This window comes from Enterobacter sp. CGMCC 5087 (assembly GCF_003144775.1).
GTDB classification, from domain to species: domain Bacteria; phylum Pseudomonadota; class Gammaproteobacteria; order Enterobacterales; family Enterobacteriaceae; genus Enterobacter; species Enterobacter cloacae_M.
The window spans coordinates 22,714-48,748 of the sequence record NZ_QFXN01000109.1; the positions used below are offsets into that span (position 1 = coordinate 22,714).

Below are 26,035 nucleotides of genomic sequence, written 5' to 3' on the forward strand. Positions count from 1 at the left end.
CGCGCATCTTAGCACACTCCGGGGTAAATTACTCCGCCGTTGGGTTTGCCAGGAAGCGCACCGCGCGTTTTATGTCCCGCGTCCGCGGCGCGGGCGGCAGGCTTGCAAGGAAGGTCGCCCCGTAAGGGCGCATCACCAGCCGGTTATCGCAAATGACCAGCACTCCGCGATCGGTGACGTCGCGGATCAATCGCCCCACCCCCTGCTTGAGGGTTATCACCGCGTCCGGCAGCTGTACCTCATCGAAAGGATCGCCCCCGCGCAAACGGCAGTCTTCCATGCGCGCCTTCAGCAGCGGATCGTCCGGGGAGGTAAACGGCAGCTTATCAATGATCACCAGCGAGAGCGTATCGCCGCGCACGTCCACCCCTTCCCAGAAGCTGCTGGTAGCTACCAGCAGGGCATTTCCGGCGCTGACAAACTGCTGTAACAGCTGGCCTTTGCTGGTTTCCCCCTGCAGCAGCACCGGTAAGGTCATGGTGGCGCGGAACTGCTCGGCGAGGTCACGCATCATGGCGTGAGAGGTGCAGAGCATAAAGCAGCGGCCGTTGTTGGCCTCGATCATCGGTTTTAACATCGCGGCCAGGTGGCGCGCCGCGCCCGGCTGGTTCGGCAGCGGCAGATTACGGGGAACGCAGAGCAGCGCCTGTTTTTCGTAATCGAACGGGCTCGGCAGGAGCAGGGATTCCGCCTCCTCAATACCAAGACGTTCCGTGAAGTGATGCAGATCGTCATTCACCGACAGGGTTGCCGAGGTGAAGATCCAGCTTCCCGGTTTTTGCGCCATCACCTCTTTAAATTTATCCGCCACCGTCAGCGGCGTGAGCGCCAGCGTGAAGTGCCGCGAGGTGCACTCATACCAGTAGCTGAACCCCGGCTGGTTAATCTCTTTCAGCCGTTTGAGCCGCCCGCGATACAGCGTGGCGCGTTCGAAGGCCGCGTCCAGCAGCGCGGAACGGCCGAGAGACAGTTTTGCCACGTCGTAGCAGAGTTCGAGGGCATCATCGAGCAGCAGCAGCGCGCGCTGGATGTTTTTGTCCGCCAGCAGCTCACGCAGGTTACCGCGATAGCCCGGCTCGCCGAGCTGCAAGCGGAAATCCTGCGCGCTTTGGGCCAGACGGTCGGCGCACTTCTGCAGCTGCTGGGTATCTTTGAGTTCGGTCCGGTAAGCGATGGTGAAATCTTTCGCCAGATCCTGCAGCTGGCGGCTGGAAAGCGACTGGCCGAAGTACTGGCTGGCGATGTCCGGAAGCTGGTGGGCTTCATCGAAGATCATCACGTCCGCCTCCGGGATCAGCTCGCCAAAACCGCTGTCCTTGACGACCATATCCGCGAGGAACAGATGGTGGTTCACCACCACCACATCCGCGTCCATCGCCGTTTTGCGCGCTTTCACCACAAAGCAGTCTTTATACAGCGGGCAGTCGCTGCCGAGGCAGTTGTCGTTGGTGCTGGTCACCAGCGGCCAGGCAGGCGAGTCTTCCGGCACGCTCGCGCAGGTGCTGATATCACCCTCTTCGGTCTGGTTCGCCCAGGCGCGAAGGATAATAACGTCGCTGAGGGTTTGCACCGGCAGGTCGCCGCCCGCCAGCGCCTGCTGCTCAAGACGTTCCAGGCAGAGATAGTTAGAGCGCCCCTTCAGCAGGGCCAGACGCCCCTTGTATTTCAGCGCTTTCGCCACCGTGGGCAAATCGCGGCTGTAGAGCTGATCCTGCAGCGCCTTCGATCCGGTGGAAATAATCACCTTCTTCTTCGCGCGCAGCGCCGGAGCAAGGTAAGCATACGTTTTACCCGTGCCGGTTCCGGCTTCGACCACCAGCGGCTGAGCCTTATCGATGGCGCGTGCAACGGCGTGCGCCATCTGGCGCTGAGGCTCACGGGGCTTGAAGCCGGGAATAGCCTGCGCTAATTGACCTTCAGGGGAAAAATCGTCTGCCACGGTGCTCTCTCACTGTATTTTTGCACAGGGATTATGTCAGCCCATCCTCTCCTGTGCCACCCCAAATAGTGACGACACGAGAACAATATGGCAGTCTTGCCGCCTGACGACGAAAAATAACGAGGAAACGTTTATGACAATTGTGCGCATTGATGCCGAAGCCCGCTGGTCTGATGTGGTGATCCATAACCAGACGCTCTACTACACCGGCGTACCGGCTAACCTGGACGCGGATGCGTTCGAGCAGACGTCTAACACCCTGGCGCAGATTGACGCGGTGCTTGAAAAACAGGGCAGCGACAAATCCCGCATTCTGGATGCGACGATTTTCCTGGCAAACAAAGAGGATTTCGCGGCGATGAACAAAGCCTGGGATGCATGGGTAGTGGCGGGTCACGCGCCTGTACGCTGTACCGTACAGGCCACGCTGATGAAGCCGGAATATAAGGTAGAGATTAAGATTATCGCGGCGGTGTAGGCCCGATTACTCTTCTGGATCTTCATCTTCATCTTCGAAACGCGCCACAATCCGCTCGCCGGAATGACTGGCGCGAATCTCCTCTGCGACAACGGAAATCGCCTGTCCGCTGCTCATCCCCTGGGACATCAGTTCCTGAATTCGCTCAACCGCTTTCTGCTGCTGTTCATGGCTCAGAGAAGGTAAACCTGCAAACATCGTCAACTCCTGCTAAATTATTCGCGCTAATTATTTCACGCTGCCCGGTAGTATGCCACACATGAACATGCGCTTCCCCACTGTTATTACCTTGCCCTGGCGTTCAGACGCCGCTGAATTTTGGTTTGCCCGCCTGAGCCATCTTACGTTTGCGATGCTGCTGCATTCCGGCCATGCGGACCATCCCTATAGCCGCTTCGACATTCTGGTGGCCGATCCGCTAAAGACGCTGACAACCGATGACCTGTCGTTAACGGACGATCCCCTGATGCAGCTGCAGCAGGCCATTAACGCGCTGGGCTTATCTGCCGCGCCGAACCCGGATCTCCCTTTTCAGGGGGGCGCGCTGGGCCTGTTTGGTTACGATCTGGGTCGCCGTTTCGAAACGCTGCCGGAGCATGCGCAGGCTGATATTTCCCTGCCAGACATGGCCGTGGGGCTGTATGACTGGGCGTTAATTGTCGATCATCAAAAAAAAACGGTTTCCCTGCTGAGCCATCATGACGTGCAGGCGCGTCTGGCGTGGCTTGAGGCGCAACAGCCTGCACCGGCACAGACGTTTACGTTGACCTCAGGCTGGCGCTCAAATATGAGCGCAGCGGAGTACGCCGAAAAATTCGCGCGCGTTCAGGCATATCTGCAAAGCGGTGACTGCTATCAGGTTAACCTCGCCCAGCGCTTCCAGGCGACATACCGGGGAGATGAGTGGCAGGCGTTTACCCGTCTTAACGCCAGCAACAAGGCGCCGTTTAGCGCGTTTGTCCGTCTGGAACGGGGGGCCATACTCAGCCTGTCACCCGAGCGCTTTATCCATCTGGCCGAGGGCACGATTCAAACCCGTCCAATTAAAGGCACTCTGCCGCGTCTTGCCGATCCCGACGCCGATCGCCAGCAGGCGGAAAAGCTCGCCGCCTCTCCGAAAGACCGCGCCGAGAACCTGATGATTGTCGATCTGATGCGTAACGACATTGGCCGCGTCGCCGAACCGGGCAGCGTGCGCGTGCCGGAACTGTTTGTCGTCGAGCCTTTCCCGGCGGTGCATCACCTGGTCAGTACCATTACCGCGCGTCTACCCGCCTCTCGCACCGCCTGCGATCTGCTCCGTGCCGCGTTTCCGGGCGGCTCCATCACCGGCGCGCCTAAAATTCGCGCCATGGAAATCATCGATGAACTGGAGCCGCACCGCCGCAATGCCTGGTGCGGCAGCATCGGCTATATCAGCCTGTGCGGCACCATGGATACCAGCATTACCATTCGCACGCTGACGGCCTGCGACGGAAACCTTTACTGCTCGGCCGGGGGCGGCATTGTTGCCGATAGCCAGGTCGATGCGGAATATCAGGAAACCTTTGATAAAGTTAACCGTATCCTGAAACAACTGGAGTAATCACGGGTGGAAAAAGAGAACCTGACGCTGGACAATTTTTTATCTCGCTTTCAGCTATTACGGCCGCAGGTCAACCGCGAAGCGCTGAACCAGCGTCAGGCGGCCGTGCTGATCCCGGTCGTGCGTCGCGCGCAGCCGGGCCTGCTGCTCACCCAGCGTTCTCCCCATTTACGTAAGCACGCGGGTCAGGTCGCCTTTCCGGGTGGCGCAGTGGACAGCTCCGACGCCTCGCTGATTGCCGCCGCGCTGCGGGAAGCGCAGGAAGAGGTTGCCATTCCGCCGGAGGCCGTTGAGGTCATTGGCGTGCTGCCGCCCGTCGACAGCGTCACCGGTTTTCAGGTCACGCCGGTGGTGGGCATTATCCCGCCCGGCCTGCAGTATCACGCCAGCGTCGATGAAGTGTCCGCGGTGTTTGAAATGCCGCTCGAAGAGGCGCTCCGGCTCAGCCGTTATCATCCGCTCGATATCCATCGTCGCGGGCATGACCATCGGGTCTGGTTGTCCTGGTATCAGCATTATTTTGTCTGGGGCATGACGGCGGGCATCATTCGCGAACTGGCGCTGCAAATCGGCCTGAAACCTTGACTATACTTTACATTCCACCCTTTTTCGCAGGTTTGCGATCCGCGTCGCGCTATTAGCAAAACCCATCGTTAACCATTAGTTTAATTCATGTGAATAGTTAAGCCGAGGTCGGTGTTCCCTCTTACACTATGCGCAGTTATAACATCGTTACTGGAACCCCGGTAACCCTGTCAGGAGTGTGAAAGTGATTAGTATATTCGACATGTTCAAAGTGGGAATTGGCCCTTCGTCTTCCCATACTGTTGGCCCGATGAAGGCCGGTAAACAGTTCGTCGATGATCTGGTCGAAAAAGGATTACTGGAAAGCGTTACCCGTGTCGCCGTGGATGTTTACGGCTCGCTGTCATTAACGGGTAAAGGCCACCACACCGATATCGCCATTATTATGGGTCTGGCGGGCAATATGCCGGATACCGTAGATATTGATGCCATCCCGGCATTCATCCGCGACGTGGAAACACGCGGCCGCCTGCTGCTGGCAAACGGTCAGCAGGAAGTCGATTTCCCGCAGGATGACGGCATGCGTTTCCGTAGCGACAACCTGCCGCTGCATGAAAACGGCATGACCATTCACGCTTACAGCGGTGAAAAAGAGATTTACAGCAAAACGTACTACTCCATCGGCGGTGGCTTCATCGTGGATGAAGAGCATTTTGGCAAAGACAGCGTCGGCGACGTCAGCGTACCTTACCCGTTCAAATCGGCTACAGAAATGCTGGGCTACTGCAAAGTGACCGGTCTTTCACTGTCCGGCATGGTGATGCAGAACGAACTGGCCCTGCACAGCAAAAAAGAGATTGAAGACTATTTTGCGAACGTCTGGCAAACCATGCGCGCCTGTATCGACCGCGGGATGAACACCGAAGGCGTTCTGCCGGGTCCACTGCGCGTACCGCGTCGTGCCTCTGCCCTGCGCCGTATGCTGGTGACCACGGACAAGTTCTCCAACGACCCGATGAACGTGGTCGACTGGGTAAACATGTTTGCCCTGGCGGTTAACGAAGAGAACGCCGCCGGTGGTCGCGTCGTGACGGCGCCAACCAACGGTGCGTGCGGTATCGTTCCGGCAGTGCTGGCGTATTACGATCACTTTATTGAGCCCGTGACGCCGGACATCTACATCCGCTATTTCCTGGCGGCTGGTGCCATCGGTGCGCTGTACAAAATGAATGCCTCCATCTCCGGTGCGGAAGTGGGCTGTCAGGGTGAAGTGGGCGTTGCCTGCTCCATGGCGGCAGCGGGTCTGGCAGAGCTGCTGGGCGCAAGCCCTGAGCAGGTCTGCGTGGCGGCGGAAATCGGTATGGAACATAACCTCGGTCTGACCTGTGACCCGGTCGCGGGCCAGGTTCAGGTGCCGTGCATCGAGCGTAACGCGATTGCCTCGGTGAAAGCCATCAACGCCTCACGGATGGCGATGCGCCGTACCAGCGAACCTCGCGTATCGCTGGATAAGGTAATTGAAACCATGTACGAAACCGGCAAGGACATGAACGCGAAATACCGCGAGACGTCCCGCGGTGGCCTGGCCATTAAGGTGCAGTGCGACTAATACTGCCTTTCGCCCATCTGCAACGGATGGGCGAATTTCCCTCTTCTTTCTCGTCTCCTTCTGCTTTCCCCACTACACTTTTACTGTTGCGTCCGGCTTTTGTGGCTGGTGGCTTATCAGGCGACCGTTCATGCAAACTGCACAAACGATCATTAAAAACTATCGCCGAAAACGCGTTATCGTCTGTGTGACGGTTGCGCTCCTCACGCTCATCCTGACGTTAGGCATTCGCTTTATTTCACAGCGCAATGTTAACCAACAGCGGATCCTCGATTTTACAAGCCACACCGTTCGCGCCCTTGATAACGTCCTACTTTCTTTAGAGAACCGCCGCAGCGTGCTGCAGCCCCTGGTGGGGCAGCCCTGCCCGCAGGCGCACCTGGCGCTGCGAAAGCAGGCCGCCATTTTGCAGACGGTACGCTCCATCGCCCTGATTAACGACGGAATCCTGTACTGCTCGAGTATTTTCGGGAGCCGCAATGTGCCCGTTCGCGACTTCCTGAAAGAATTACCCGCCAGCACGGCGAAGCTGATTTTATCGAGTGACCAGTGGCTGCTTAAGGGTAGCCCGATATTGATCCAGTGGTATCCCGTCTCTCAGGACGGTGAAGCTGGCGTTATCGAAATCATCAATATCGATCTGATTGCCAAAATGATCCTCGAGCCCCAGCGCCCGCTCATCAATGACGTGGCGCTAACCGTAGGCGATCGCTTTCTGCGCTATGGACAACGCGTCAGCGACAGCCTGACGTTTGATGAGGAGGGCTCTCTTTTCCGGCAATCGTCAACCCGAAACCCTTTCACCATTACGGTCAGCGGGCCAGGCCCTGGAGAATTAGCCTTAAAAAGCCTGCCAGCCCAGCTGCCGCTGGGACTCATGCTCAGCCTGCTGCTGGGCTATCTCGCCTGGCTGGCAACGGCAAACCGGATGAGCTTTACGTGGGAGATCGATATGGGCATTGCGGCGCGGGAATTTGAGCTTTTCTGCCAGCCGCTGGTGAATGCCCGTACCCAGGCGTGCACCGGCGTGGAGATCCTGCTGCGCTGGAATAACCCCCGTCAGGGTTGGATCACCCCGGAGGTGTTTATCCCCCTGGCAGAAGAACATAACCAGATTGTCCCCCTGACCCGCTACGTCATCGCCGAAACGGTGCGCCAGATAGGCTACTTCCCTTCCAGCACCGGTTTTCACATCGGTATTAACGTCGCCGCCAGCCATTTCCGTCACGCGGTGTTGATACAGGACCTGAACCGCCTCTGGTTCAGCGCCTGTCCGCGCCAGCAGCTGGTGATTGAACTCACGGAACGAGATGCGCTGCTGGATGCGGATTATCGCATCGTGCGCGAACTGCATCGCAAAGGGGTGAAGCTGGCCATCGACGATTTTGGTACCGGGAACAGCTCCCTCTCCTGGCTTGAAAAGCTTCACCCGGACGTGCTGAAAATCGACCAGTCGTTTACCACCGCCATCGGTACCGACGCCGTGAACTCGACGGTGACGGATATGATTATTGCGCTGGGACAGCGGCTGAATATTGAACTGGTGGCTGAAGGGGTCGAGACGGAGGAGCAGGCGCGCTATTTGCGCCGCCATGGCGTGCCTGTCCTGCAGGGGTTTTTCTATGCGCGGCCCATGCCGCTACGGGATTTTCCGAAGTGGCTGGCGGGAAGTTCGTCCCCGCCAGCGCATCATAATGGGCACATCGTGCCCTTAATGCCGCTGCGCTAAGCCGGCTTACTCATCTTCGTCGTGGACTGATTGTTCTTTAACAATGCGAACCATATCAACGCGATAGTCGTTGGCTTCAACGATCGTAATGTGCAGCGGCGCCAGCTCGATCACATCTCCGACGCGCGGGATTTGCCCATTAACGGCGATCACCAGGCCGGCAACGGTCGCGATGTCTTCTTCATCGTTGATCACGTTTTCCAGCCCCAGCGTGTGCGAGAGCGCGTGCAGGTCGGTGGTACCTTTAACCAGCCAGCCTTCACCGTCGGCAACGATCTCTGGCGTTTCGTCGGCATCCGGGAATTCACCGGCAATCGCCTCCAGTACGTCCAGCGGCGTAACCAGCCCCTGCACCACGCCAAACTCGTTGGTGACGATAACAAAGCTACCACGAGCGCGGCGCAGCACCCCGAGCAGGTTGATAGGATCCAGCGTTTCCGGCACGACAATCGCAGGCGACGCGGCGGCAACGGCTTCCACGTTGACGCCCTCTTCCAGGGCCACCAGCATCTCTTTCGCCCGCACCACGCCGATGATCTCATCCAGCTCTCCGCGACACACCGGGAACAGGCTGTGCGGAGAAGAGAGCAGCTGCTGGCGAATTTCATCGACGCTCAGGTTTGCATCAACCCAGCTGATTTCCCCGCGCGGCGTCATGATGCCGCGCAGCGAACGGGAGGCCAGGGAGAGCACGCCGTTGATCATGTAGCGTTCTTGTTCCACAAACGCCCCTTCCGGGACCGGAACCGGGTTATGGTTTTCGGAATCAGACTGGACGTTCACCTGACGACGACCGCCCATCAGCCGCAGAATCGCGTCTGCGGTACGGGCGCGCAGCGGCTGATTCGACTGCTGCTTAATAAAGTTACGGCGCGCAATCTGGTTGAACAGCTCGATCAGAATCGAGAAGCCAATCGCGGCGTACAGGTAGCCTTTCGGAATATGGAAGCCAAAACCTTCCGCCACCAGGCTCAGGCCAATCATCAGCAGGAAGCTCAGACACAGCACGACCACCGTTGGATGCTGGTTAACGAAGCGCGTCAGCGGCTTCGAGGCCAGCAGCATGACCGCCATCGCAATAACGACCGCCGCCATCATTACCGGCAGATGATTCACCATGCCGACCGCCGTGATCACCGCATCCAGCGAGAAGACCGCATCAAGCACCACAATCTGCAGCACCACCACCCAGAAGCTGGCATAGCCTTTACCGTGCCCATCATCGTGCTGACGGTTTTCCAGCCGCTCATGTAGCTCCGTCGTCGCTTTGAAAAGCAGGAATATCCCCCCGATCAGCATGATTAAATCACGCCCGGAGAAGGTATAGTCCATGACGGAGAACAGCGGTTTGGTCAGCGTGACCATCCAGGAGATGACGGAGAGCAGCCCCAGTCGCATAACCAGCGCCAGCGAGAGACCAATCAGACGCGCTTTATCACGCTGTTTTGGCGGCAGTTTGTCCGCAAGGATGGCGATAAACACCAGGTTATCAATGCCGAGAACAATCTCCAGCACCACCAGCGTGAGCAATCCCACCCAGATTGACGGGTCCATTAAGAATTCCATGACAAGCTCCTGCTAAAGGAATGACGAAACGGTGCCCCACTCAACGTGGGCAAAACAGAGGTAAACAGAGTCGATACGTGGCGAGGATCGCCGGTGAATAAGGCGCGAAATGGCCTGGCAGATGACTGACGTCGGTGACGGTCCATATAGTGGGCTGTAGCCCTATACTCCTGAACAATTAAACGGAGGCTAAACATATCAGAGACACTGTGTTTTTAGCAAAGATTTACGTTCCTTTGCAAAGTTCTGTAACACAGCGGCTTTACGCTACGGATAAATCTGTAACGCGTGGCTAAATTACGGATCTTCATCACATAAATTATTTTTTCACTATCTAAAATAATTCGCGGAAGTCTTAGTTTTTTTGAACTCTAACCCTTATCTGAATCGATTCGGTTCGCCAATACGATTCTCAGTACGACTGCCTGGCAGGCGTATTAATGATAATAAAAGGAGGTAGCAAGTGACCATTGCTATTGTCATAGGCACACATGGTTGGGCTGCTGAGCAGCTACTCAAAACGGCAGAGATGCTGTTGGGCGAGCAGGAAAACGTCGGCTGGATCGATTTCGTTCCCGGTGAAAACGCCGAGACGCTGATAGAGAAGTACAACGCTCAACTCGCGAAGCTGGATACCAGCAAAGGCGTGCTGTTTCTCGTTGATACATGGGGCGGCAGCCCGTTCAATGCCGCCAGCCGCATTGTCGTCGATAAAGAGCACTATGAAGTTGTCGCCGGGGTTAATATTCCCATGCTGGTGGAAACCTTCATGGCGCGCGACGACAATCCGGCGTTCGATGAGCTGGTGGCGCTGGCCGTTGAAACCGGTCGCGAAGGGGTAAAAGCCCTGAAGGCGCAGCCGGTTGAAAAACCTGCCCCTGCGCCTGCAGCGGCACCAAAAGCGGCAGCACCGGCAAAACCGATGGGCCCGAACGATTACATGGTCATCGGCCTGGCGCGTATTGATGACCGCTTAATCCACGGCCAGGTCGCCACGCGCTGGACCAAAGAGACCAACGTTCGACGCATTATCGTGGTCAGCGACGAAGTTGCCGCCGATACCGTTCGTAAAACCCTTCTGACTCAGGTTGCTCCTCCTGGCGTTACCGCGCACGTCGTGGACATCGCCAAGATGATCCGCGTTTACAACAACCCGAAATACGCGGGTGAACGCGTGATGCTCCTGTTCACTAACCCGACAGACGTTGAGCGCATTGTTGAAGGCGGCGTGAAAATCACCTCCGTGAACATCGGTGGTATGGCATTCCGTCAGGGGAAAACGCAGGTCAACAACGCCATTTCAGTCGATGCGAAAGATATCGAGGCTTTCAACAAGCTGAATGCGCGCGGTATTGAACTGGAAGCCCGTAAGGTTTCTACGGATCAAAAACTGAAAATGATGGATTTGATCGGCAAAGTTGGGAAATAAGCCCGCGCCGGTTCTCATATAAAGTTTATGTAATAGGAGAAGTGCAATGGAGATTACCACTCTTCAGATTGTGCTGGTGTTCGTCGTCGCATGTATTGCGGGTATGGAATCCGTACTTGATGAATTTCAGTTCCACCGCCCTCTGGTGGCCTGTACGCTGATTGGGGCCGTTCTGGGTGACATGAAAACCGGTATCATCATCGGTGGTACCCTGGAAATGATCGCCCTGGGCTGGATGAACATCGGCGCGGCGGTTGCGCCCGATGCCGCGCTGGCCTCTATCATTTCGACCGTTCTGGTTATTGCTGGTCACCAGAGTATTGGTGCCGGTATCGCGCTGGCGATCCCGCTGGCTGCAGCTGGCCAGGTTCTGACCATCATCGTTCGTACTATCACCGTTGCCTTCCAGCACGCGGCGGATAAGGCGGCCGAAAACGGCAACCTCACGGCACTGTCGTGGATCCACGTTTCATCCCTGTTCCTGCAGGCGATGCGTATCGCGATCCCGGCGGTTATCGTGGCGATCTCTGTTGGTACCAGTGAAGTTCAGAGCATGCTGAACGCCATTCCAGAAGTGGTCACCGGCGGTCTGAACATCGCGGGCGGCATGATCGTAGTCGTCGGTTATGCGATGGTCATCAACATGATGCGCGCAGGCTACCTGATGCCGTTCTTCTACCTCGGCTTCGTGACCGCGGCCTTCACCAACTTCAACCTGGTTGCACTGGGTGTGATTGGTGCGGTAATGGCGATTCTCTACATCCAGCTCAGCCCGAAATACAACCGCGTCGCGGGTGCCCCAGCGCAGGCTGCTGGTAACAACGATCTCGATAACGAACTGGACTAGCAGGTGAGCGAAATGGTTGATATGACAAAAACTACCACCGAGAAAAAACTCACTCCGGGTGATATTCGTGGCGTGTTCATCCGTTCTAACCTGTTTCAGGGTTCATGGAACTTCGAACGTATGCAGGCGCTGGGCTTCTGCTTCTCCATGGTACCGGCTATCAAACGCCTGTACCCGGAAAACAACGAAGCGCGCCGTCAGGCGATCAAGCGTCACCTGGAATTCTTTAACACCCATCCTTATGTAGCTGCTCCGGTTCTGGGCGTAACGCTGGCGATGGAAGAACAGCGTGCGAACGGCGCAGAGATTGACGACGGTGCCATCAACGGTATCAAAGTCGGCCTGATGGGCCCGCTGGCCGGTGTCGGTGACCCAATCTTCTGGGGCACCGTGCGTCCGGTCTTCGCGGCGCTGGGTGCCGGTATCGCGATGAGCGGCAGCCTGCTTGGTCCACTGCTGTTCTTCATCCTTTTCAACGCCGTGCGCCTGCTGACCCGTTACTACGGTGTGGCCTACGGCTACCGTAAAGGGGTGGACATCGTTAAGGACATGGGCGGCGGCTTCCTGCAGAAACTGACTGAGGGGGCGTCAATCCTCGGCCTGTTTGTCATGGGGGCGCTGGTTAACAAGTGGACGCACGTGAACATCCCGCTGGTGGTCTCGACCATCACCGGACAGGATGGTCAGACCCGCGTCACCACCGTGCAGACGATTCTGGATCAGCTGATGCCGGGCCTGGTCCCGCTGCTGTTGACCTTCGCCTGTATGTGGCTGCTGCGTAAGAAAGTGAACCCGCTGTGGATCATCGTTGGCTTCTTCGTCATCGGTATTGCGGGCTACGCCGTCGGCCTGCTGGGTCTGTAAGTATCAATGCTATAGGCCGGGGGCTTGCCCCCGGTTTTTTTTATCTGGAGGATGAATGACTGTCACGGACATCGTACTGGTTTTATTTGTTGTTGCCCTTCTGGCTTACGCGATCTATGACCAGTTCATTATGCCCCGCCGTCACGGCGAGACACTGCTCTCCCTTCCCCTTCTGCGACGCGGCCGCGTGGATGCGTTTATCTTCGCGGGTCTCATCGCCATTCTTATTTACAATAACGTCACCAGCCATGGTGCATTATTAACCACATGGTTATTATGTGCGCTGGCATTAATGGCGATTTATCTGTTCTGGATCCGCACGCCAAAAATCATTTTTAAATCCCGCGGATTTTTCTTCGCCAATGTATGGATAGAATATAACCGTATTAAAGAGATGAATTTATCCGAAGACGGCGTGCTGGTGATGCAATTAGAACAACGCCGCCTGCTTATTCGGGTGAAGAATATTGACGACCTGGAAAAGATATACAAGTTACTTGTTAAAACTCAATGAGTTAAATATATAGCAATGGCTATATTCTGTGTTTATCTTGCGCAAGAAATATAGCCAAAGCTATATCCCTTTCGTTAATTTGTTCTCTATTTGTTAACGATACTTTCACGCATAAAGACAAATGAAAATCGTTATCACCAAGCATTTTAAATAATGTCTCTTCGTTGTTGTTTTATATTCTCAAAATATGTTAAGGTTGCGCCCGTCGTTGGGGAGTAGCCGATTTCCTGTTCTCAGGAAATGTACGTGTCAACATACTCGTTGAAAAACGTGGCGCGTACGGATCGCTGACAGCACATCTTATGTGCGGCGCGATCAGGCGAGACCATAGATACATCAACTGCTGTTTACTGGGGGCAGTGATGTGTCATATGGATATCCCCGGTCTGGACGCTGTTATGAATATCTCCGCTACGATCCTCCTCGCTTTTGGCATGTCCATGGACGCTTTTGCGGCTTCCATCGGAAAAGGCGCCACGCTCCACAAACCTAAGTTCTCAGAAGCCCTGCGTACCGGCCTCATTTTTGGTGCTATCGAAACGCTTACGCCGCTTATCGGCTGGGGACTTGGCATGCTCGCCAGCCAGTTCGTGCTGGAGTGGAACCACTGGATTGCCTTCGTACTGCTGGTGTTTCTCGGTGGCCGAATGGTGATAGAAGGTTTTCGCGGCGGTGATGATGAAGACGAGGAGCCGCAGCACCGCCACGGGTTCTGGCTGCTGGTCACCACGGCGATTGCCACAAGCCTTGATGCAATGGCCGTCGGCGTCGGTCTGGCATTCCTGCAGGTCAATATTATCGCCACCGCGCTGGCCATCGGCTGCGCAACGCTGATCATGTCCACGCTGGGCATGATGGTCGGACGGTTTATCGGCCCGCTGCTGGGTAAACGCGCTGAGATCCTGGGAGGAATTGTGCTGATTGGCATTGGTGCCCAGATCCTCTGGGCACACTTCGCCGGTTAATCTTCGCGCTGCCAGACGTGGATACTGAAATCTGTCTGGCAGTTAAATATTGATTGTAGAGCTAACGCTTCCCACACTTCCGGTTTTGCCCGCCACGCGAACGGCGTCATCTGCAGCAGCGCGGTTGCTTCTTCCCCTTTAAGCGTCATTTCATACGCTACGGTTTGCTCCTGCTTCAGGCTAAAACCGGCCAGCTGTTCAGAATGAGGGGCATGGAGACGCACTTCGTCGTAGATCAGCCCTTTCAGCTCCATCAGATGACGCGGGCCCGGCGTCACGGTGACGACCCATCCGCCCGGTTTCACCACGCGAGCCAGCTCTTCCGCCTTGCAGGGCGCGTAAATGCGGATAACCGCATCCATGCTGGCATCGTCAAACGGCAGCCGGTGGCTGGATGCCACGCAGAACGTCACGTCCGCGTAACGCTTTGCCGCCGCGCGAATGGCCACTTTCGACACGTCCAGACCGAATGTCAACGCGTCCTTCTCACGGGCGATCCCGGCAAAGCGTGCGGTGTAGTACCCTTCCCCGCAGCCGATATCGAGAATGGCGGTGGCTGAACCCGGCAGGATGTCATTCAGCATCTGCGCGACGGTCTCCCGCAGCGGCAGATAGTGCCCGGCATCCAGAAACGCGCGGCGCGCCTGCATCATCTCTGCACTGTCGCCTGGATCGCGGGAGCGCTTATGCTGCACCGGCAGAAGATTCACGTAGCCTTCTTTTGCCATATCAAACTGATGCCCCTGCGGACAGGTATAGCTTTTATCTGAATGCGTCAGGGGGGCGTGGCAAAGGGGACAGCTGAAGGACATGGTGACTCCGGAGCATAATCAAAGGGCGAAGTGTACCGCTATTCGCCCTGGTTATAAACGCCCGGTTAACGCATAACGATAAGGTGATCGGAGCCCGCCGGTAACCCGTCAGGTTTTACATTCTCCAGACGCAGCACGTTACCCATAATCTCGCTGAAGACAGGCGCGGAAACGGCACCGCCGTAGTAGGCGCCATTTTGCGGATCGTTAATGACCACCACCAGGGCAAAGCGCGGATCGCTGGCGGGCGCAACGCCGGCCGTATACGCAACGTATTTATCGACGTACTTTCCGCTGTCGTCAATTTTCTTCGCCGTGCCGGTTTTCACCGCCACCCGGTAATCGCGAACGGCGGCCTTAACGCCCCCGCCGCCGGGCAGCGCAACGCTCTCCATCATGTGTTCCACCTCGTGTGCGATCTCTTCCGGCATGACCCGGTGCCCGATAACGGGTGGATCGATACGCGTAATCGAGAGAGGTCGCTCGAGCCCGAAGCCGCCGATCGTGGCGTAGACGTGCGCCAGCTGGAGCGGCGTCACCATCAGCCCGTAGCCGAAGGCAAAGGTCGCACGATCGAGCTGGCTCCAGTATTTACGATTTGGCAACAGCCCCGCGCTCTCGCCCGTTAAGCCAAGCCCCGTATTCGTGCCAAACCCAAAGTTTCGATAGGTATCAATAAGATGCTGGACAGGCATTGCCAGGGAGAGTCGGGATACGCCGGTGTCGCTCGATTTTTGCAGGATCCCGGTCATCGTCAGTTCAGGATAATAGCCCACGTCGCGGATACGATGCCCGTCAAGGGTATACGGGTGAGTGTCAATCACGCTGTCCGGCTGGACCAGGCCCTGCTGCAGGGCCGTCATCAGCACCAGCGGCTTGACCGTCGAACCGGGTTCGAACGTATCGCTGATCGCGCGATTACGAAAATCGTTTATCGTCGCGCCTTCCCGATTATTGGGGTTGAAATCCGGATAGCTCGCCATGGCGAGTATTTCCCCGGTTGGGATATTTATTAGCACCGATGCGCCAGACTCGGCCTTGTTCCAGGCCACGGCATTATCGAGCGCATCTTCGGTGATGGTTTGCAGCCGCTCGTCGATACTTAACTGGATGTTATGCGCCGGCGCGGGCGCCACTTCCGTCAGGTTTTCAACCACGCGTCCGTAGCGGTCTTCCCTTACCTGTCGCACACCCGCCTTGCCGGTCAGCTGCGCGTTAAAGCTTTTTTCCACGCCTTCAATACCCTGCCCGTCAATATTGGTGAAGCCAATCAGGTTCGCTGCCACATGGCCGGCAGGATAAAAACGGCGAGATTCATCGCGTAAATTGATACCGGGCAGATTCAGCTTATCGATCCACTTCGCCTGTGCGGGATCGACCTGACGGGCAAGATAAATAAAACGCCCCTGCGGGTTGGCGTTGATTCGCGCCGAAAGTGTGCCCAGCGAGAGATGCAGCGCGTTTGCCAACGCCTGCCAGCGTTCGTCAATGCCAACGCCCCCTTTTGCCAGCACCGTTTTAGGATCGGCCCAGACGGCCCGGACGGGCACGCTCACCGCCAGGGGGCGACCTTCGCGATCCATTATCATGCCCCGCGGCGCATCAATCGCCAGCTGGCGGAGGGATCGCATATCTTCCTGCTTCACCAGATTGTCAGGCTTGATGATTTGCAGCCAGGCAACGCGGCCCAGCAAAAAAGCCAGACTACAAAAAATAGCTAAACAGAGCAGCACAAAACGCGCTGGCGTGAAATTGCCAGCGGTGGTTATCAATTTCTTCTTCACCTGAACCCCAGGACTGTTAAACAACGCCCTGATTTAACGGGAAAAGATGGGTTTAAGGTGGCAAAACAGTGCTACTAACCTCGCAGCTTTGCAACAAGTTACTAACAAGACCGCCAATGGTAATATTTTGAAAGATAAGGGACATAAAAAAGCCCCGCATTATGCGAGGCTTTATGTCTGAGATTGAAGTGCTAGGCGCTTCAGTCAGCAGCGGTTCGATCAGATAGCAGTTACGTTAACTGCAGCTGGGCCTTTCTGGCCGTCCTGAATTTCGAACTCAACGTTCTGGCCTTCAGCCAGAGTTTTGAAGCCGTTACCCTGGATTGCAGAGAAGTGTACGAACACGTCTTTGCTGCCGTCAGCAGGAGTAATGAAACCAAAACCTTTAGACTCGTTGAACCACTTAACTTGACCTTTAATCTTTGCCATTTTGCAAAATTCCTTAGAGTGTTTTCTTAGCCCGCAGGCATTAACTGAGATAAAACTGAGACATTACTGCATGAGGCACTAATATAAGGTTCGGCAGAGAAGCGGTATTCAACGACAACGTGTTTACTCAGGACTTCTTTACTGAAAATGCCACACATAAACAGAACTGTACCTCGTTTGACCCAAAACGTGTTATCACACACTATGTTTAATATGGCAAGCCATTTTTAAACATGTCTCGATCCGCCGCACAAATTCGAACAGTGCCTGTCAGGTTTTGCACAATTATGCGCATCACTTACAGACAGCTCTGCTGCGTAACAAAGACCCAGCGTTGCTTTCACAAGCGCTGTAATCTAAGACTTTTTTAACATAGCTCAATCATTACGAAGCGTCCAGCAAACGGGAAAAGAAATCTTACGTCCTGATTGAGTTAGAACAATTTGTGAAAACTTATGCTTAAATCATTGTAACGCGACCAAATTGTTTCAGAGAAAAAACACTGTTAATAACCCGCGCCGAACTGTATTAAAATGCACCAACTAATAAACAGTGTTATGCACCAAAATAATGAAATTTTTATGACTCTGCATCAAAAGAAGGCAAGCAAAACGTTTCGATAAAAATAAAACATTCCTGCACGCGTTTACATACAGAATATATGCACTACGTTATCGCTTCGCTTATAAGGATAAATATTCACCAACTTTCAGTACCCTGAAAGAATGATTAACTGGTGCTAAATTATCTAGCGCGTCAGTAAACTCCCGCACAGGTTCATCGAGGGCTTCATCTGCCAGTTCAAACACGCCCCAGTGAATGGGAAACGCCAGAGGACAACCCAGCTGCTGCCACAATGCCACCGCAGATTGCGGATCCATATGATGGATAGCCATGAACCATCGTGGGGCATAAGCTCCAATCGGTAACGCGGCAGCATCGATATGGCCCAGACGTTCAGGTATCAACAGCAGCTCAGGCGAATACCCCGTATCTCCGCTGAACCAGAAACGATGATGTCGACCTTCCATAACCCAGCCGCACCATAATGAGCGATTGCGGTTCCATGGCGTGCGCATACTCCAGTGCTGTGCCGGTACGGCGGTCAGCGTCATCCCCTGCCAGGTGAAGCTCTGCCACCAGTCGAGCTCAACCACGCGTTTTGCCCCCCGGCGGCGAAACCAGTCGGCAAGGCCCAGCGGAACAAAAAAACTGACCTCGGGGAAGCGTTTGAGAATACGGCGAATGGTCGCGTCATCAAGATGATCGTAATGATTATGGGAGATGACGACCGCATCAAGCTGATTGAGTTGACAGACTGACAGCGCGGGAGGCGTTTTGCGCTGGGGTCCCAGGAAAGGGAGTGGAGAAGCGCGCTGTGAAAAAACCGGATCGGTAAGGATGATATTGCCGTCCAGCTGCAGCATTACGCTCGCGTGTCCCAGCCACCATACCCCATCTTCATGAGGTTGCGTAAGCTCAACCGGTTGCCACCACTGTTGGATAAAGTCTTCATAGCCCAGCGCGGGTGGCTTCGGTAAACCGGCCTCTTTACGCGCTTTGCGCCAACGGTCAAGATCGCCGGGTTGATGTCCGACAGGATCGGTATTACGAAAACCGTTCGGGGTGTGATGTTTCAGGGAGGGGTCATACCAGGGATTTTTCCAGACCACAGCCACCTCCCAGCATAAAAAGATTAACGCTCAGCCACCAGGCGGATAAAGTCGTCTTCGTCTTTGCTTTCTTCAGCGACCGCGTCTTTCGGCGCGTCTTTCTCTTCCGGTTCGTTAGCCTCACACAGACGGCGTAGCAGCGCATTCTGACGTTTTTGCTGATCGAGCAGCGCTTCCAGCAGTTCAATCTGCTCGTTAGTACGAGAGCTGGCGCGGTTCACAAAAAACCAAATGACCAGGCCCACAAGCAGAACAACCAAAGAAATCATCAGGGATGCCATATTCAGCAGCCCTGAATTCAGTAACTCACCCATTTCACCACCTCAATAAAAACGTCTATTTTACCACTGGCGCGAAGGAAGGAAATCACCTTGAGAAAAAATGCGTATTACCACGGAATAAACTTATTGATTGCGCAAACGCCGCTAAAAAACTGTACATCCTGATCGCACATCACATTGATCGTCTGCGTCCATAACACCACGCACGCTATCAGCACGATAATCAGAATTACCCAGCGTATTTTTTTCACTCCACACTCCGTCTAAAAACCTGATGTAACGAGGTTAACACGCTTATCTTAAACAAGGACTAACTGTACCGCCATCGCACTTTTTTCAGAATCCTGCACTTGTTTCATCGTGTAAACCGTTTACGCTAGCTTTATGATAACAACGACAAAAGAGGCTAATGATGCGCTTCATTATTCGAACAATTATTGCACTGGCCATTGTCTGGATTGGCCTTCTGCTCACGGGTTATGGCGTGCTTGTGGGAAGCACCGAAAACGCAGCCGGGTTAGGGATTCAATGCAAATATTTAACGGCACAGGGCGTGAGCACTGCGCAATATCTGCATACTGACAGCGGGATCGTTGGCTTGACCAACTGTCCGGTCCTGCGAAAGACATCCGTCGTGATTGATAATGGCTAATCAGCAGGTGACATGACTGATATAAAAAACGCCGCAGCAGATGCGGCGTTTTTTTATGCGAGCAGAGATTAAAACGGGTAGTCGTGATAACCCATCTGTTCAGAAATCTTACGTGCGGCAGTGTGCAGAATAGCCACATACTCATGCAGGCGCTCTTCGGAGAAGCGTAAGGTTGGGAAAGAGATACTTAAGCCCGCGATTACTACGCCAAAGCGGTCAAACACCGGAACGCCGATGCAGCGCAGCCCTTCTTCCTGCTCTTCGTTATCTTCGCCATACCCCTGCTCGCGTACGCGATCGAGCACCGTTAACAGCGCGTCTGTGCTGGTAATAGTTCGTGAGGTACTTTGCTTGTATTCCACGCCTTCGAGGATCTGCTTCACTTCTTCACGATCGCGCCACGCCAGCAGAACCTTACCAATCGCGGTGCTGTAGAGCGGGTTGCGACGACCAATGCGCGAGTACATGCGCAAATTGTACATGGAGTCGATTTTATGGATGTAAACAATGCTGTCTTCATCCAGCGCACCGAGATGGATGGTCTCTTTGGTCAGGCGAGAGATTTCACGCATCTGGATATCAGCGCTGCGGATCAGGTCAACATTTTGTAGCGCACGAGCGCCCAGCTCAAACAGCTTAAGCGTCAGAGAGTATTTTTCAGATTCGCCTTCCTGGGCAACGTAGCCCAGCGACTTCATGGTTTGTAAAAAGCGATACACGGTGCTTTTAGACATCATCACGCGCTGCGACAACTCTGTAATACCTATTTCACGCTCTTCCCCCAGCGCCTGTAAGATGCCAAACACCTTCAGCACGGAAGAAACAGAATCTGGCTGTTTATCCAAATCCGCAATAGCCATTTACCACCTCATAGCGAGTGTTTTATAAAAATCAGAACCGGTTTTTATTATAAGTTCCCCTCATGTCACCTGCAATCAATCCGCGTTTACTTCGTTACAAATCTGCGACATATCGCGGCTGTAACAATGCTAAAATAGTTACCCTGAGAATAATTTCACGCTGAGCTTTTTTAATCCTAATGGAAAAGACCCTTTCCGATGGTCTGCCTTTACCCCAGCGGTATGGCGCTATAGCGACCATCATTATCGGTATCTCAATGGCCGTCCTTGACGGCGCAATCGCGAACGTTGCCCTGCCAACCATCGCCAGCGACCTGCATGCCTCTCCCGCCAGTTCGATATGGATCGTTAACGCCTATCAGATTGCGATTGTGGTTTCCCTGCTCTCGTTCTCTTTCCTGGGCGATATGTTCGGTTACCGTCGGGTGTATCAATGCGGTCTGGTGGTTTTCACCTTCACGTCCTTGCTATGCGCCCTTTCAGATTCGCTGCATACCCTGACGCTTGCCCGCATCGCGCAGGGTTTTGGCGGCGCGGCGCTCATGAGCGTAAACACGGCGTTGATCCGCTTAATTTATCCCCAGCGTCATCTAGGGCGCGGCATGGGGATAAACTCGTTTATTGTCGCTGTCTCTTCCGCCGCCGGGCCGACTATTGCGGCGGCGATCCTTTCCGTTGCGTCATGGCAATGGCTGTTTGCTATTAACGTGCCGCTGGGCATTGTCGCTATATTCTTTGCCCTGCGCTTTCTTCCCGCTAACGGCCCTAAAAGCACCATGCCGCGCTTCGATGTGGCGAGTGCGGTGATGAATGCCCTGACCTTTGGCCTGCTGATTACGGCGCTGAGCGGCTTTGCGCAGGGACAGTCTCTGATGCTTACCGCCGCGGAGCTCATCGCCCTGCTGGCGATCGGCTTCTTCTTTGTTCGCCGCCAGCTCACTCTCCCCGTGCCTTTACTGCCGGTGGATCTGCTGCGTATTCCCCTCTTTTCCCTCTCCATTTGCACGTCTGTCTGCTCGTTCTGCGCCCAAATGCTGGCTCTGGTTTCTCTGCCCTTCTTTCTGCAGAGCGTGGTCGGCCGTTCAGAAGTGGAGACCGGCCTGCTGTTAACCCCCTGGCCACTGGCGACCATGGTGATGGCGCCGCTGGCAGGTTACTTAATTGAACGCGTCCATGCCGGTTTACTGGGAGCATTGGGGCTTGCGGTGATGGCGACAGGCCTTTTCGCGCTGGCTCTACTACCGTCATCGCCAACCGATCTGGACATCATCTGGCGCATGATTCTGTGCGGCGCAGGGTTTGGCCTGTTCCAGTCCCCTAACAATCACACCATCATCACATCCGCGCCGCGCCATCGCAGCGGAGGTGCCAGCGGCATGCTGGGGACCGCGCGCCTTCTGGGGCAAAGCAGCGGCGCGGCGCTGGTCGCCCTGATGTTTAACCTCGCCGGGCAAAACGGCAACCATGTTGCGCTTCTCACCGCGGGAGCCCTTGCCTCGCTCGCGGCGGTCGTCAGCGGCCTGCGCGTGACCCAGCCCAGGGTTCAGGCATAAAAAAAGCCGGGCGGAGTGTTCTCCTGCCCGGCTTATTAGAGTTCTTAGCGTTACTTCAGATATTCCCCACTGCGCAGCGCTTCGATACGTTTATCCAGCGGCGGGTGAGACATAAACAGCTCGCTCAGCGATTTGGATTTACCGTTAATGCAGAAGGCCATCATGCTGTTCGCTTCCTGCGGCTCATAGCTAGTTTTCAGACGCTGCAGCGCGGCAATCATCTTCTCACGACCAACCAGCTTCGCCGAGCCGGCATCCGCGTGGAATTCACGGTGGCGGGAGAACCACATGGTGATGATGCTGGCCAGAATACCGAATACCAGTTCCAGAACCATCGAAACGGCGAAGTAGATCAGCGGGTTGCCGTTGCTCTCTTCACCTTCATCACGGTTTCCGCCCATAAAGCCTGCCGCGATCTGCGCCAGAATACGGGAGATGAAGATCACGAAGGTGTTCACCACGCCCTGAATCAGGGTCATGGTCACCATGTCACCGTTGGCGATATGGCTGATTTCGTGGGCAATAACCGCTTCGGCTTCGTCACGGCTCATGTTCTGCAGCAATCCGGTACTGACGGCAACCAGTGACGCATCGCGACGAGCGCCCGTGGCGAAAGCGTTGATGTCCGGGGCATGGTAAATCGCCACCTGCGGCATGGCGATCCCGGCCTGACGGGATTGCTGAGCCACCGTGTTCATCAGCCACTGTTCCATATCGTTACGCGGTTGTTCAATAACCTCACCACCTACCGATTTCAGTGCCATCCACTTCGACATCAGCAGGGAGATGAACGAGCCACCAAAACCAAACAGCAGCGCCATAATCAACAGACCCTGAACGCTGCTCGACTGAATTCCTGTCAGGCTTAGCACGAGCCCGAAAACCACCATGACCGCCAGGTTGGTGAGCAGGAAGAGCGCGATTCGCATCATAATTTTCTTTTTACCTCAGTTTAACAAAACGCACTATGCGATTACCCACATCGTATGGGTATTGCGGCTATTTTCAAGCATCCGGCGGGCGTAAGTCACCAGAAAGACACAACTTTACACAATTGGAAATCTGACTGACGGAAGGATGCAGAACAAAAAGAAACAGGCACAATTTCTTGTGCCTGTTGGGAGGTTATTTTGCCGGAGCGGGCTGTACGGCTGGGTTCTCTTTTTCCTGATTCGCCAGGTCGAGAGCGATATGCACCGTCTCGTCCAGATACGGATCCGGCTCCTGGTAATCTTTTGGCAGATCGTCCAGTTTCTTGAGCAGAGGCTTGCCTTCGCGCTTGAAGCGATCGTTGATACGCGCCAGGCGGGTTGCATCGTCCTCGTTGTTCTCTTTCTCACGCTGTGCGTAGTTCAGAGAAACGATATTCCGCTTATCTTTCAGGGCATTGAATCGTGCAATGTCCTTCATGATGTACTGGAACTCCGGATCTTTCGCGATGCGGTCGTTATGCGCTTTCAGCAGTTCTGGGCCAAATTGCGTCATATCACCCGCTTTCACGTAGGTCGCGGCATTGATGCTGTCCCACGGCAACGCGTTATCTTCAAACTTCTCGCCGGTTTCCGTCTCTTCCGTGCCTGTCGGCATCATGATGTCCGGCGTTACGCCCTTACGCTGCGTACTGCCGCCGTTCACGCGGTAGAATTTCTGAATGGTGTACTGAACCGAGCCCAGCGCAGGCCATTCCGGACGCAGCATCTGATCGTAAATACGATTCAGAGAGCGATACTGCTGAACGGTACCTTTCCCGAAGGTTGGCTCACCGACGATCAGCGCGCGACCATAGTCCTGCATTGCAGCGGCAAAGATTTCAGACGCGGAAGCACTGAAGCGGTCAACCAGGACCACCAGCGGGCCTTTGTAGTAGACCACACCGTCGTTGTCGGCATCTTCACGCACTTTACCGTTGTTATCGCGCACCTGAACCACCGGGCCAGATGGAATGAACAGACCGGAGAGTGAAACCGCTTCCGTCAGCGCCCCGCCGCCGTTACTGCGCAGGTCGATGATAATGCTGCTGACGTTCTGCTTCTCAAGCTTCTGCAGCTGAACTTTCACATCGTCAGTCAGCCCCACGTAGAAGCCAGGAATATCCAGAACACCCACCTTCTCTTTACCCACGGTTTTCACCGACATTTTCACCGCGCGGTCTTCCAGACGGATACGCTCGCGGGTCAGGGTAACGATACGGGTTTTGGTGCCTTTACCGGCTGGCAGAATTTCCAGACGAACCTTGCTGCCTTTCGGACCTTTGATCAGCGCAACCACGTCATCGAGACGCCAGCCGATCACGTCGACCATGTTCTGGCCTGTTTGTCCTACACCCACAATGCGATCGCCTACGCTAATCGCTTTGCTTTTGGATGCCGGGCCACCCGCGACCATGGAATTGATCACCGTGTAATCATCGTCCATCTGCAGCACCGCGCCGATACCTTCCAGAGACAGGCTCATCTCGGTATTGAACTGTTCGGTGTTGCGTGGAGAGAGATAGTTGGTGTGCGGATCGATTTCGTGTGCAAAGGCGGTCATCGCGAGTGAGAAAACATCCTCGCTGTTGGTCTGCGCCAGACGACGGATAGCAAATTTATAACGACGCGTCAGCGTGTCACGGATCTCTTTTTCGTCTTTGCCGGTCAGCTTAAGGCTCAGTTCGTCGTATTTAACTTTGCCGTCCCAAAGCGCATTCAACTCGGCTTCATCTTTAGGCCAGGGCGCTTTACTGCGATCCAGATTAAAGGTGTCGTTGCCGGTGAAGTCCATTGGACGTTTCAGCACTTTAAGCGCGTACTGATAGCGTTCAAAACGACGCTTTTGCGACAGGTTGTAGAGATCGTAGAACAGATCCAGCTTGCCTGAACGCAACTCGTCACCCACCTCGGATTTGCGCTTAGCGAACTGCTCGACATCGCTGGCGAGCAAAACGTTATGGCTGTAATCCAGCAAGTTCAGATAGCGGTCAAAGATTTTGGCCGAAAAGGCCTGATCGAGATCGAACTGACGATAGTGCGAGCGGGTAAAACGTGAGGTCACGCGCTCGCTCACCGTCGCGTGCTGCGTCTCTTCCTTGAGAACCGGAATTTGATCAACACGCGTGATATCGTCCACTGCAAAAGCGTGACCTGTTATGGCAAACAGGCCCGCCAGCGCGGTGAGCTTAAAAAAAGTGTTCATGCCAGGCTTGGCCTCCGTTTCAGAACAACAAGTGTTCTGCGCGTACAATCATTGACATACCAGAAGTCAGCTGTACACGAACGCCATCTTTGGTGATTTCCAGTACGGTGGCGTCCATAGCATTGTTACCCGCTTTTACCTTCAGCGCCTGACCTACGCTCAGGGCGTTAATGTCAGAAACCGGCGTATGGCGCGGCTCTTCACGAGGGGCACGCGGGGCTTTTGCTGCTGGTTTGTCTGCACGCGGTTTGCGATCGTTATTATCGTGACGACGCGGCGCAGGGCGTGGTTTACGCTCACGACGAGGCGCTTCTTCCTGGCCGTTTGCCGCGGCGGCTTCGCGTTTTTTCGCCTGCTGTTCTGCACGTTGTGCCTGAACGCGTGCTTTGGCTTCTTCAAGCTGCTTGCGCGCGTGCTCAACGTGCTGCTCGTCCAGCTCACCGCAAGGGTTGCCGTCGAGGTCCACGCGGGTAGCGCCTGGTTTGATACCGTACAGGTAACGCCAGCTCGAAGTATAAAGACGTAAGGCGGAACGCAGCTGAGTTTTGCTGAGGTTCATTTCCCCTTCAACACGCGCCACCAGATCCTGAAAAATACCGACTTTCAGGGGACGAGCTTCACCTTCCGCGCTGAAGCACTGCGGGAAACGCTCGGCCAGAAATGCGATAACTTCTTTACTGCTATTCAACTTAGGTTGATTTTCCATGAAATTTCCTGATTACAACGGACGTTGCCAACAAGCGCAGGCATGAACAGGCGTCATTATA

At 55.0% G+C, this 26,035-nt stretch carries 26 protein-coding genes, 1 pseudogene and 1 riboswitch; of the genes and pseudogenes, 12 read left to right on the forward strand and 15 right to left on the reverse strand.

Annotation, left to right across the window (positions count from 1 at the left end; genetic code table 11):
- Positions 1–28: 28 nt before the first annotated feature.
- Positions 29–1,939: an ATP-dependent DNA helicase gene (locus tag DEO48_RS10280; protein WP_109845086.1), complete on the reverse strand. Its 1,911-nt coding sequence runs from the start codon at positions 1,937–1,939 to the stop codon at positions 29–31.
- A 133-nt stretch (positions 1,940–2,072) separates the two neighbouring features.
- Between DEO48_RS10280 and DEO48_RS10285 the strand changes: the two genes are divergently transcribed.
- Positions 2,073–2,417, forward strand: coding sequence for a RidA family protein (locus DEO48_RS10285; protein ID WP_109845087.1), 345 nt, complete (start codon positions 2,073–2,075; stop codon positions 2,415–2,417).
- 6 nt (positions 2,418–2,423) lie between these two features.
- On the opposite strand, the gene DEO48_RS10290 is transcribed toward DEO48_RS10285, so the two are convergent.
- Positions 2,424–2,615 (reverse strand): YoaH family protein, encoded by a 192-nt coding sequence (locus tag DEO48_RS10290; protein WP_109845088.1) that lies wholly within the window; start codon positions 2,613–2,615, stop codon positions 2,424–2,426.
- Positions 2,616–2,676: 61 nt separating this feature from the next.
- On the opposite strand from DEO48_RS10290, the gene pabB reads away from it, so the two are divergent.
- From pabB to DEO48_RS10315, 4 genes are all read left to right on the forward strand, one after another.
- Positions 2,677–4,002, forward strand: coding sequence for an aminodeoxychorismate synthase component 1 (gene pabB / locus DEO48_RS10295; RefSeq protein ID WP_109845089.1), 1,326 nt, complete (start codon positions 2,677–2,679; stop codon positions 4,000–4,002).
- Between the two features lie 6 nt (positions 4,003–4,008).
- Positions 4,009–4,587, forward strand: coding sequence for a CoA pyrophosphatase (locus DEO48_RS10300; RefSeq protein WP_048977605.1), 579 nt, complete (start codon positions 4,009–4,011; stop codon positions 4,585–4,587).
- A gap of 184 nt (positions 4,588–4,771) precedes the next feature.
- Entirely contained in the window at positions 4,772–6,136 is a 1,365-nt protein-coding gene (sdaA, locus tag DEO48_RS10305) for an L-serine ammonia-lyase (protein ID WP_109845090.1), read from the forward strand.
- A 130-nt stretch (positions 6,137–6,266) separates the two neighbouring features.
- The gene (locus DEO48_RS10315) at positions 6,267–7,865 is read left to right on the forward strand and encodes a cyclic diguanylate phosphodiesterase (RefSeq protein WP_109845091.1); all 1,599 of its coding nucleotides are present in this window, start codon (positions 6,267–6,269) and stop codon (positions 7,863–7,865) included.
- Positions 7,866–7,871: 6 nt separating this feature from the next.
- Here DEO48_RS10315 and yoaE read toward each other — a convergent pair whose 3' ends face one another.
- Together yoaE and DEO48_RS27380 are read right to left on the reverse strand one after the other, a co-directional pair.
- On the reverse strand, positions 7,872–9,431 hold the full coding sequence (gene yoaE / locus DEO48_RS10320; RefSeq protein WP_109845092.1) for a CNNM family cation transport protein YoaE: 1,560 nt from the start codon (positions 9,429–9,431) through the stop codon (positions 7,872–7,874).
- Positions 9,419–9,628 (reverse strand): hypothetical protein, encoded by a 210-nt coding sequence (locus tag DEO48_RS27380; RefSeq protein WP_071789402.1) that lies wholly within the window; start codon positions 9,626–9,628, stop codon positions 9,419–9,421. Before DEO48_RS27380 ends, yoaE begins: the two co-directional genes overlap by 13 nt.
- Before the next feature lie 266 nt (positions 9,629–9,894).
- Between DEO48_RS27380 and manX the strand changes: the two genes are divergently transcribed.
- The 5 genes from manX to mntP all read left to right on the forward strand — a co-directional run bounded on the left by manX (position 9,895) and on the right by mntP (position 14,050).
- Entirely contained in the window at positions 9,895–10,860 is a 966-nt protein-coding gene (manX, locus tag DEO48_RS10335) for a PTS mannose transporter subunit IIAB (protein WP_109845093.1), read from the forward strand.
- A 46-nt stretch (positions 10,861–10,906) separates the two neighbouring features.
- Positions 10,907–11,707, forward strand: coding sequence for a PTS mannose transporter subunit IIC (manY, locus tag DEO48_RS10340; RefSeq protein ID WP_008500490.1), 801 nt, complete (start codon positions 10,907–10,909; stop codon positions 11,705–11,707).
- 12 nt (positions 11,708–11,719) lie between these two features.
- On the forward strand, positions 11,720–12,571 hold the full coding sequence (locus DEO48_RS10345; RefSeq protein ID WP_006810994.1) for a PTS mannose transporter subunit IID: 852 nt from the start codon (positions 11,720–11,722) through the stop codon (positions 12,569–12,571).
- Between the two features lie 55 nt (positions 12,572–12,626).
- Positions 12,627–13,085 (forward strand): DUF986 family protein, encoded by a 459-nt coding sequence (locus DEO48_RS10350; protein ID WP_109845094.1) that lies wholly within the window; start codon positions 12,627–12,629, stop codon positions 13,083–13,085.
- A 198-nt stretch (positions 13,086–13,283) separates the two neighbouring features.
- Positions 13,284–13,473: riboswitch (yybP-ykoY riboswitch) on the forward strand.
- A 10-nt stretch (positions 13,474–13,483) separates the two neighbouring features.
- A complete protein-coding gene (gene mntP / locus DEO48_RS10360) occupies positions 13,484–14,050 on the forward strand; it encodes a manganese efflux pump MntP (protein WP_029741998.1) in 567 nt (188 codons plus the stop codon).
- Here mntP and rlmA read toward each other — a convergent pair.
- The 7 genes and pseudogenes from rlmA to mgrB all read right to left on the reverse strand — a co-directional run bounded on the left by rlmA (position 14,047) and on the right by mgrB (position 19,280).
- Positions 14,047–14,862, reverse strand: a complete 816-nt coding sequence (gene rlmA, locus DEO48_RS10365; RefSeq protein WP_109845095.1) for a 23S rRNA (guanine(745)-N(1))-methyltransferase — start codon at positions 14,860–14,862, stop codon at positions 14,047–14,049. The two genes, mntP and rlmA, sit on opposite strands and share 4 nt — an antisense overlap.
- 65 nt (positions 14,863–14,927) lie before the next feature.
- Positions 14,928–16,646: a peptidoglycan glycosyltransferase FtsI gene (ftsI, locus tag DEO48_RS10370; protein WP_045355990.1), complete on the reverse strand. Its 1,719-nt coding sequence runs from the start codon at positions 16,644–16,646 to the stop codon at positions 14,928–14,930.
- A gap of 219 nt (positions 16,647–16,865) precedes the next feature.
- Positions 16,866–17,075, reverse strand: a complete 210-nt coding sequence (gene cspE / locus DEO48_RS10375; protein WP_001062678.1) for a transcription antiterminator/RNA stability regulator CspE — start codon at positions 17,073–17,075, stop codon at positions 16,866–16,868.
- 13 nt (positions 17,076–17,088) lie between these two features.
- A pseudogene (locus tag DEO48_RS10380) lies at positions 17,089–17,233 on the reverse strand (DUF2627 domain-containing protein).
- 525 nt (positions 17,234–17,758) lie between these two features.
- A complete protein-coding gene (locus DEO48_RS10385) occupies positions 17,759–18,748 on the reverse strand; it encodes an MBL fold metallo-hydrolase (RefSeq protein WP_109845096.1) in 990 nt (329 codons plus the stop codon).
- Positions 18,749–18,771: 23 nt separating this feature from the next.
- Complete coding sequence (locus DEO48_RS10390) at positions 18,772–19,062, reverse strand: YebO family protein (protein ID WP_023312206.1); 291 nt, start codon at positions 19,060–19,062, stop codon at positions 18,772–18,774.
- A gap of 74 nt (positions 19,063–19,136) precedes the next feature.
- A complete protein-coding gene (gene mgrB, locus DEO48_RS10395) occupies positions 19,137–19,280 on the reverse strand; it encodes a PhoP/PhoQ regulator MgrB (protein WP_006175995.1) in 144 nt (47 codons plus the stop codon).
- A gap of 161 nt (positions 19,281–19,441) precedes the next feature.
- Here mgrB and DEO48_RS10400 point away from each other — a divergent pair, with 161 nt between their 5' ends.
- Positions 19,442–19,681 carry a YobH family protein gene (locus DEO48_RS10400; RefSeq protein WP_023312207.1) on the forward strand — a complete coding sequence of 80 codons (240 nt, stop codon included), beginning with the start codon at positions 19,442–19,444 and terminating at the stop codon, positions 19,679–19,681.
- 68 nt (positions 19,682–19,749) lie between these two features.
- Here DEO48_RS10400 and kdgR read toward each other — a convergent pair whose 3' ends face one another.
- Entirely contained in the window at positions 19,750–20,541 is a 792-nt protein-coding gene (kdgR, locus tag DEO48_RS10405; protein ID WP_023312208.1) for a DNA-binding transcriptional regulator KdgR, read from the reverse strand.
- A gap of 179 nt (positions 20,542–20,720) precedes the next feature.
- Between kdgR and DEO48_RS10410 the strand changes: the two genes are divergently transcribed.
- Positions 20,721–22,094 carry an MFS transporter gene (locus DEO48_RS10410; RefSeq protein ID WP_045355987.1) on the forward strand — a complete coding sequence of 458 codons (1,374 nt, stop codon included), beginning with the start codon at positions 20,721–20,723 and terminating at the stop codon, positions 22,092–22,094.
- 50 nt (positions 22,095–22,144) lie between these two features.
- On the opposite strand, the gene htpX is transcribed toward DEO48_RS10410, so the two are convergent.
- The 3 genes from htpX to proQ form a co-directional block, all read right to left on the reverse strand.
- Positions 22,145–23,026 carry a protease HtpX gene (htpX, locus tag DEO48_RS10415; RefSeq protein ID WP_014884290.1) on the reverse strand — a complete coding sequence of 294 codons (882 nt, stop codon included), beginning with the start codon at positions 23,024–23,026 and terminating at the stop codon, positions 22,145–22,147.
- Between the two features lie 193 nt (positions 23,027–23,219).
- Positions 23,220–25,268: a carboxy terminal-processing peptidase gene (gene prc / locus DEO48_RS10420; protein WP_109845097.1), complete on the reverse strand. Its 2,049-nt coding sequence runs from the start codon at positions 25,266–25,268 to the stop codon at positions 23,220–23,222.
- A gap of 19 nt (positions 25,269–25,287) precedes the next feature.
- Entirely contained in the window at positions 25,288–25,974 is a 687-nt protein-coding gene (proQ, locus tag DEO48_RS10425) for an RNA chaperone ProQ (RefSeq protein WP_014884292.1), read from the reverse strand.
- Positions 25,975–26,035 lie beyond the last annotated feature (61 nt).